This window comes from Anaerolineae bacterium, from assembly GCA_013178015.1.
Taxonomy (GTDB): Bacteria; Chloroflexota; Anaerolineae; order DRVO01; family DRVO01; genus Ch71.
Genome location: JABLXR010000014.1, coordinates 80,541 through 88,518, shown reverse-complemented (window position 1 = coordinate 88,518; position 7,978 = coordinate 80,541). Strand labels below are relative to the sequence as shown.

Here is a 7,978-nt window from a genome sequence, read left to right as displayed (position 1 = left end):
CAGTGTTGGTGAACCCAGAACAGAGGAGTTCGCGCCCCCAGGCGCGACTTAGGGACGCGCGCACTCCTCATCATGGACAGCTGGTGAGTCTGGAGTCAGGGGGGGCATTGCGTAGCGAGGCATGGGTTTGGCGTGGGGGCAGCAACCTGGCCCTCGAGCCCTGGGAGGTGGCGGATCCGGGGCCGGGCCAGGCGCTCCTGGCCGTCCGAGCCGCCGGCATCTGCAGCACCGATCTGCACGTGCTGGAGGGCAGCGTGTCCTTCGTGCAGCCCCCGCACGTGATGGGACACGAGGGCGCGGGCGAGGTAGTGGCCGTCGGGCCCGGCGTGCCCGAGAGCCTAGTCGGCGGGCGCTTCGCGGTGGACACCGTGATCGGGTGTGGGCAGTGCCGTTTCTGCCAGAGCGGACGCAAGCACCTCTGCCGCGAGGTGCAGGAGATCGGGCAGACTATCCCCGGCATGTGGGCCCGGCACTGCCTGGTGCCGGCCCGCAACCTGGTTCCCATCGCCGACACTGTGTCCTTCGCCGCCGCCACCCAGATGGAGACCGTTCACTGCGTCCTGGGAGGAGTGGACAGGCTGCACTTGCTGGCCGGGGAAACGGCCATCGTCCTGGGCTGCGGCATCACCGGCATCCTTTTCGCTCGCCTGCTGCGGCTGCAGGGGGCCGCCGAGGTGGTGGTGACGGGCACCCGACCCCGCCGCCTGGCCATGGCGCGGGAGTATGGAGCCAGCCTGACCATCAACGTCCGTCAGGAGGGCCCGGCCGAGGTACTAGCCGGTCGGCGTTTCGACGCCGTGGTAGAGACGATCGGCAGCAAGGAGAGCATCGCCACCGCGGGCAGGCTGGCCGACAACGGCGGTAGGGTGCTCCTGTTCGGCATACCGGCCGGACATCGGGCCGAGATAGACGTGCTGGACGCCATCTGGCGCCAGGTGACCTACATGCCCACCGGCAACGCTCCCCAGACCTGGCCCCGAGTGGCTGCCCTGGTGAACGGCGGGTTGGTTGACCTGGAGCCCTTGACGGACTGCCGATTCGCCTTCGAGGAGCTGGACCAAGCGGTACGTGCCGCCCGAGAGCAGCGAGATACCTGCATCAAGGCGGTGGTCGAGAGCGACCGATCCTGAGCCCGCCTACGTGCCGCCGCACGGCGGGGCCCTACTTGTAGGGGCGAACCTTGTGTTCGCCCGAAGGCCGGCAGACGAGCGAACACGAGGCCAGGAGTTGATACCGGGAGGAGACATGGGAGAACGAGAGGACATACTCGCGGGGCTGGAGAAAGGCGTCATCGAGGGCGAGCCAGAGAAGGTGGTGGAGCTGGCGCAGAGGGCCCTGGCCGCCGGCATTGACCCCCTCGACGCCATCAACCAGGGCCTCATCCCCGGGATCACCGAGGTCGGCAGGCGCTTCGAGTGCAAGGACTACTTCCTGCCTGAGCTGATGATGGCGGCCGATGCCATGAAGAAGGGCGTAACCATCTTGGAGAAGGAGATCGCCGCCGGGGGCCGCAAGCGAGAGAGTCTGGCCACGGTGGCCCTGGGCACCGTCAAGGGTGACATCCACGACATCGGCAAGTCCATCGTGGGCACGCTCCTCAGTGCCCACGGCTTCGACGTCATTGACCTGGGTGTAGACGTACCTGCGGAGCGCTTCCTCGAGGGCGTCACCGACCGTGGGGCCGGGGTAGTGGCCATGTCCGCCCTTCTTCCCACCACCATGCCCTACATGCAGCGGGTGATCCAGGAGTTGGAGACGCGGGGCCTGCGGGACAAGGTGAAGGTGATAGTGGGCGGTGCTCCGGTCACACCCGAGTACGCCAGGCAGATCGGGGCCGACGGTTACGGCGACGATGCGGTGGCTGCCGTGCGGGTGCTGCGAGGGCTAGTGACTAGTGGACAGTGAATAGCGGACAGTTCTGGCAACATGCATCACTCACCGCTCAACACCTGCTTTCCACTATCCACTCCCCAGGAGGATGTGAATGCCCAGACGAGGGTTGAAGAGCAACTGGCTGAAGTTCATCAAGGACGACGACCTGGAGCAGATCCGCTTCGCCATAGTGGAAGTGCTGGCCGAGGTGGGAGTGCTCATGGAGTACCGCCCGGCGCTGGAGATACTGGCCGACCACGGGGCCCGGGTGGACTGGGACACTAGCGTGGTCAAGATACCGGAGGACTTGCTGGAGCGGGCCCTGCTGACCGCGCCCAGCCGGTTCACTCTCTACGGCAAGACGCCTGAGTACGACGTCAAGGTGGACCTGGACCGCGTCTACACTATCGGCGGATCCTGCGCCCTCTCCGTGCTGGACCTCGACGGGAAGCACCGCCTGGCGGTGCGCCAGGACCTGGTGGATCTCACCCGCCTGCTGGAGGAGATGCCCAACCTGGACATCATGCACCAGATCGTGGTGCCCAGCGACGTGCCCGAGCTGGGGTACGAGCTCATCAACTTCGCCACCTGCTACTCCGTCAGCAAGCGCAACTACTACTCCCAGGCCCAGAGTGCGGAGTCCGTGCGCGACCAGGTCCGGATGGCGGCTGTCTTTCAGGGCAGCGAGGAGGAGGCCCTTCGCCGCCCCACCTTCACCGAAGTGGTCTGCATGGTCAGCCCCTGCAAGCACGAGAAACAGAACTCCGAAGTGCTGATGGAGTCGGCCCGGCACGGCATCCCCCTCTACATCGAGGTGGATGCCCTGTGCGGGGCTACCACTCCCGCGCCCATCGCCGGCACCCTGGTGGAGCAGGGAGCCAACGTGCTCGCCGGTGTGGTTCTGGCCCAGTTGGTGAATCCGGGCACGCCCTGCATCTTCTCCATCGCTTCCGGCATCATAGACATGGCCAACGGCGCCTACTCCGGCGCCGCCCCGGAGACCACACTCATCCACGCCGCCACCGCTCAGGTGGCCAGGCGGTTCGGGCTGCCCTACCAGGGTGGCACCGGCATTGATGCCAAGCTGCCCGACGCTCAGGCCGGGTACGAGCGGGCTCTTCAGGTGCTAACGAACATTCTGGCCGGCACCAACTTCGTGCACCTCTCCTACGGCATGATGGAGCAGATGCTCCTGGCCAGCTACGAACAGGTGGTGATAGACGAGGAGATCATCGCCGCCGCCTTCCGCATCGCTCGCGGCTTCGAGGTCAACGACTATACCCTGAGCGTGGACCTGCTGGCCCGGGTGGGGCCTCTGGGGGGCCACTTCCTCACTCAGCGTGAGACGCGCGACTTCTACCGCCAGGACCGCTGGGTGCCTCACATCACCGACCGCAACACCTGGGACACGTGGCAGGCTGCCGGCGGCAAGGACATGCGCCAGGCCGCCAACGAGCGCGCCCGCGCCCTGCTGGCGGAGGAGAAGCCCTGGGCGGTTACACACGAGCAGGCGGCCGAAATCGAGCGCCTGGCTCAAGAAGGCGTAAGGAAGGCTCAGGAGCGGAAGGAGAGGATGTAGGGCGGACGCGGGGCCCTCATCCCCGGACTGGGCACACAGACAGCGATCCCTTAGCGGAGGTTTCCCTTAATGCACGAACCCAACGAGGTGCTGGTCCACCGCGATTGGAGACGGCAGTTCCCCAAGGTGGCGCGGGCCGAGGGCATATACGTCTACGACGAGGATGGCCGCCGGTACATTGATGGCTCCGGGGGCTCCTCGGTGGTGGTCAGCGTGGGCCACGGTGTCCGCGAGGTCTGGGAGGCCGTGGCCAGGCAGGCGGAGCGGTTCTGGTTCTATCCCGCTCACGTGTTCTCCAACGACCAGGCTCTGGCCCTGAGCGACCTGATAGCGGACCTGGCCCCCGGGGAGATGAGGAACGCCTGCAAGGTGTGGCTGACTTGCACCGGCACCGACGCCGTGGACGATGCCGTCCGCCTCGCCCGCCAGCACTTCGTCGAGCGGGGCGAGCCCTCACGGTACCTGGTCATCAGCCGCTGGCAGTCCTTCCACGGCAACAACATCGCCGTAGCCGGTTTCTCGGGGCTGACCACACGCCGCCGCATGTTCTCCCCCATGTTCGTCCACATGCCCCACATCCCCCCCGCTTACTGCTATCGGTGCCCGTACGAGAAGACGCATCCCGAGTGCGGTCTCCTCTGTGCCCGCGCCTTGGAAAAGGAGATACGACAGCAGGGCCCCGAGAACGTGGCCGCCTTCATCGCCGAGCCGGTGGTGGGTGCCGCCCTGGGAGCGGTTCCGGCGCCGCCTGGCTACTTCCAGGTGGTACGGGAGATCTGCGATCGCTACGGGGTCCTGCTCATCGCCGACGAGGTGATGACCGGGTGGGGCCGTACCGGCACCATGTTCGGGCTGGACCACTGGGGCGTCACCCCCGACATCATCGCCACCGCTAAGGGCATCTCCTCCGGCTATGCCCCCATCGCGGCGGTGATCGCTCGGAACAGTGTGTGGCAGCCCCTGCAGGACAACGCCTCCGTCTTTCGCGCCGGCCACACCCTCAATGCCAACCCCATCTCCTGCGCCGCCAGCAATGCTGTGCTCCGCTATCTCCTGGACCACGATCTTCCGGCCCGAACCAGGGACACGGGCGGCTACTTCCTGGGCCAGCTCGAGGGCCTCTTGGAGCATAGCATCGTCGGCGACGTGCGCGGCAAGGGGCTGATGCTGGGGCTGGAGCTGGTGCAGGACAAGCAGAGCAGGCAGCCCTTCCCCCCCGCCCTGGGCCTGAGCCGGATGGTGGAAGAGGAGGCCTTCCGCCGGGGCTTGATCGTCTACTCCTGCACCGGCTCGGTGGATGGCGACGCGGGGGACATGATCCTCATGGCGCCGCCCCTGATCATCACCAGGGAACAAGTGGACGAGTTCATGGTCATCCTGCATGATGCCATCGCCGCCGTCACCGAGGTAATCGGACGCTGATCCCGCTGGCGTCACGCTGATCTCCGCTGCTCTAGCGTCACTATCTCCTGCGATCAGCGTGGTTCAGCGCAGCGAGAGAGTGCCACTGGGCCAGGCGGGAGTTCCTACCACGAAGCGCAGACCTGACTGGAGACTACACACACCATGAGAGTCGGGATCGTAACCGTATCCGACGGGCGTGAGCGTGTTCATCAGGGGCTCTTGCCCGTCATCGCCGCTCACGTGCAGCGGCTGGCAGCCTTTCTGACCTCCGAGTGCGGCGCGGAAGTGCTGCGAAGCGAGCCGATCCACTCTCCCGAGGAAGCGCGGGCCGTCGCGGCTGAGCTGCGAGCCCAGAGAGCGCAGGCGCTCACAGTCTGTCAGCCCGTGTTCGGATTCCCACACAACGCCGTCTCTCTCGTGCGCGATCTGGGGCTCCCCACCCTGCTCTTTGCGCCCTGGGAGCCCGAGTATCCGGCTCTGGTGGGGCTCCTCACCATCGGTGGCGGACTGACCCAGATCGGCGTGCCCCACGGCCGTATCTGGGGGAAGCTCGAGGACCCGGAGGTGCAGCGGCGGATACTGGCGTTCTGCCGTGGCGCCGGGGCGGTGACGGCCCTGCGCGGGAGGGTGGTGGGCCAGTTGGGCGGACGGAGCATGGGGCTCTACACCACTGCCGCCGACGGTGCCGCCTGGCAGTCCCAGTTCGGAGTGGACCTCGATCACGCCGACCAGATCGAGATCGTGCGCCGCGCCCGGCTGGTACCGGATGAGGCGGTGAAGGCCGGCCTGGACTGGCTGCACGCGCACGTGCAGATCCTGCACGACGGGAAGCAGTTGACCCCAGGGAAACTGGCCACGCAGGTGCGGCACTACCTGGCCACCAAGCAAATCGTTCGCGAACTCGGCTGGGACGCAGTGGCCCTCAAGTGTCACTACGAGATGAGCGAGTTCCAGGTGACCCAGTGCCTGACCGCCGCCCTCATGAACGATCCCTACGACTGGGAGGGAGAGAAGGAACCCATTCCCACCTCCTGTGAGGCGGATGCCGACGGCGCCCTGACCATGCTGGTGATGAAGCTGGTCTCCAGCCTGCCCACCGCCCTTCTGGACCTGCGTTTCTACGACGCCTCGCGAGCAGTGTACGTGCTATCGAATTGCGGGGCGGCACCCACCTGCTTCGCCTGCACCGGTGGCAGCATGGAGGCCTGCCTGGGCCGCACCGCGTTCACCCCATGCACGGCCAAGTACCTCGGAGGGGGAGCCCATGTGTGCCTGGTCTTCGACTCCGGTCCTGTGACCCTGGCCCGCCTGACTCGCGATCCCCAGGGCTATCGCATGCTGATCGCCGGCGGGGAGGCCATGAACCTTCCCCTGGGGGAGGTGGAAGGCAGCTCGACGGTATGGCCTCATGCCTTCCTGCAGCTGAGCGTGGAGCCGCAGGATCTGCTGCCGGTGTTGCACGCCAACCACGTACACCTGGTGCGGGGCGACCTGCGAGTCGAGTTGGAGGAGTTCTCTCGCTTCAGCGGCATCCGCGCCACTGTGCTCTAGGACGTCCTTCCATGCAGCTACAGCCGGGGGACCTTCCCCAGAGTGAGGTCAGATGGCCAAGACGCTGGCGATGATACACACCGTGGCCGGCATCGTGCCCTCGTTCGCCGCCCTCGCCGGCGAGCTTCTGCCCCACATCTCCGTCTTTCACCTGGTGGACGAGGGGCTCCTCTCCCGCATCATCGCCGAGGGCCGGGTCACGTCCACTATGTGCCTACGAGTGGTGGAGTTGGCCGCCAATGCCCAGGCGGACGGAGCCAACGCCATCCTCCTCACCTGCTCCGCCATGAGCCCTGCCGTGGATCTAGCGGCGCCGCTGCTCGACATCCCCATGCTCAAAGTGGATGAACCCATGGTGGATCGTGCCCTCCAGGTAGGCAGCCGCATCGGAGTGTTCGCCACCGTGGCCGCCACCCTCCAGTCGGTCGGCGACCTGGTGCGGCAACGAGCCCAGGCCCTGGGTCGTCCGGTGAAAGTGGTGGCTTCCCTGCAAGCCGATGCTATGGCCGCTGCCCGGGAGGGCCGCCAAGATGAGCACGACCGGGCAGTACGAGCGGCGGTCGCCAGGCTGGCAGCCCAGAGCGACGTCATCGTCATGGCCCAGGCTTCGGCAGCCCAGGCCCTGCTCGCAGAGGACCTTAGAGCCCTGCCCGTGCCCGTCCTGACCAGCCCGCGGCTGGCGCTGTCTCGAGTGAGGCAACTCCTGACCGGAGAGCCGGGCGAACCGGACTGACGGAGCTGTGTCCCCGGCGCCCGCGGGAGAGGACGAAGCGCGGCCGGCGGCGCGCGGCGGCGACCCCCGAGGAGGTCACCGACGAGGGGCCACACCCCTGAGCTCCGCACCCTGGGCCACAGGCGCCGGCCATGGCGCCCGGTCGCGCGTGCTCCCGGCGGTCGCCGGTGGAGGCATTCCCATCACCGCTCTTCCGCCGGCGCCAGAACCAGCTCGGTGCGGGTGATCCGGGCCGCCGCTGGGTCGTACCCCAGGGCGCGCAGGAGGTCGTCCGGCCTGCCGGTGCCTTGAGGATCGTGCCGGAGGCGAGCCAGTAGGCAGGGATCTGGTTCGCCCCGATACTCGAGCTCAAGCACCAGCGGCCGCAGGTCGTACTCGCGCACCCGGTCCCCGCGGTCGGTCCGCACCGGGATCGAGGGGGCCGCCAGGAGCGCTGCGATGGCCCCGCGGACGGTTCCTTCAGTGGCTTCTTCCAGTTCGATCTCGTACCGGGCCTCCCGCATACGGGCCGGCAGTGACCGTCGCCGGCCCGGTACAGCAGTCACCTCCTCTACTTCCAGGCCGGGCACGGCCTGAGCCCGGAGCGCCTGTAGGACGGTTTCCTCCGGCACCAACCCCCCCAAAGCGGCCTCTAGCAGATCCCCCCGAGACAACACCCCTACCGGGAGGGGCGCGGCAAAGGTGATCAGGGGCCGAGGGTTGAACCCCTGGGAGTAGGCTATCGGCAGGCGGGCGCGCCGGAACATCCGCTCCCAGACCCGCATCAGGTCCAGGTGGGAGATGAACCTGATGGCGTGCCCGCGTCCGAATCGGATCTCGTAGCGATGCCTGTCCTCCAT

Annotated in this window: 7 protein-coding genes; 6 read left to right on the top strand and 1 reads right to left on the bottom strand. The window is 67.2% G+C overall.

Annotated features, from left to right (window positions below; genetic code table 11):
* The first annotated feature begins 107 nt into the window (after positions 1-107).
* From HPY83_07065 to HPY83_07040, 6 genes are all read left to right on the top strand, one after another.
* Complete coding sequence (locus HPY83_07065; GenBank protein NPV07710.1) at positions 108-1,130, top strand: alcohol dehydrogenase catalytic domain-containing protein; 1,023 nt, start codon at positions 108-110, stop codon at positions 1,128-1,130.
* A 115-nt stretch (positions 1,131-1,245) separates the two neighbouring features.
* Positions 1,246-1,905 (top strand): corrinoid protein, encoded by a 660-nt coding sequence (locus tag HPY83_07060; GenBank protein NPV07709.1) that lies wholly within the window; start codon positions 1,246-1,248, stop codon positions 1,903-1,905.
* 79 nt (positions 1,906-1,984) lie between these two features.
* Positions 1,985-3,451 carry a hypothetical protein gene (locus tag HPY83_07055; GenBank protein ID NPV07708.1) on the top strand — a complete coding sequence of 489 codons (1,467 nt, stop codon included), beginning with the start codon at positions 1,985-1,987 and terminating at the stop codon, positions 3,449-3,451.
* 69 nt (positions 3,452-3,520) lie between these two features.
* Positions 3,521-4,873 (top strand): aminotransferase class III-fold pyridoxal phosphate-dependent enzyme, encoded by a 1,353-nt coding sequence (locus tag HPY83_07050; GenBank protein NPV07707.1) that lies wholly within the window; start codon positions 3,521-3,523, stop codon positions 4,871-4,873.
* A gap of 144 nt (positions 4,874-5,017) precedes the next feature.
* A complete protein-coding gene (locus HPY83_07045; GenBank protein ID NPV07706.1) occupies positions 5,018-6,406 on the top strand; it encodes an L-fucose/L-arabinose isomerase family protein in 1,389 nt (462 codons plus the stop codon).
* 52 nt (positions 6,407-6,458) lie between these two features.
* Entirely contained in the window at positions 6,459-7,139 is a 681-nt protein-coding gene (locus tag HPY83_07040) for an Asp/Glu/hydantoin racemase (GenBank protein ID NPV07705.1), read from the top strand.
* A gap of 182 nt (positions 7,140-7,321) precedes the next feature.
* Here HPY83_07040 and HPY83_07035 read toward each other — a convergent pair whose 3' ends face one another.
* Entirely contained in the window at positions 7,322-7,978 is a 657-nt protein-coding gene (locus HPY83_07035; GenBank protein ID NPV07704.1) for a DUF2344 domain-containing protein, read from the bottom strand.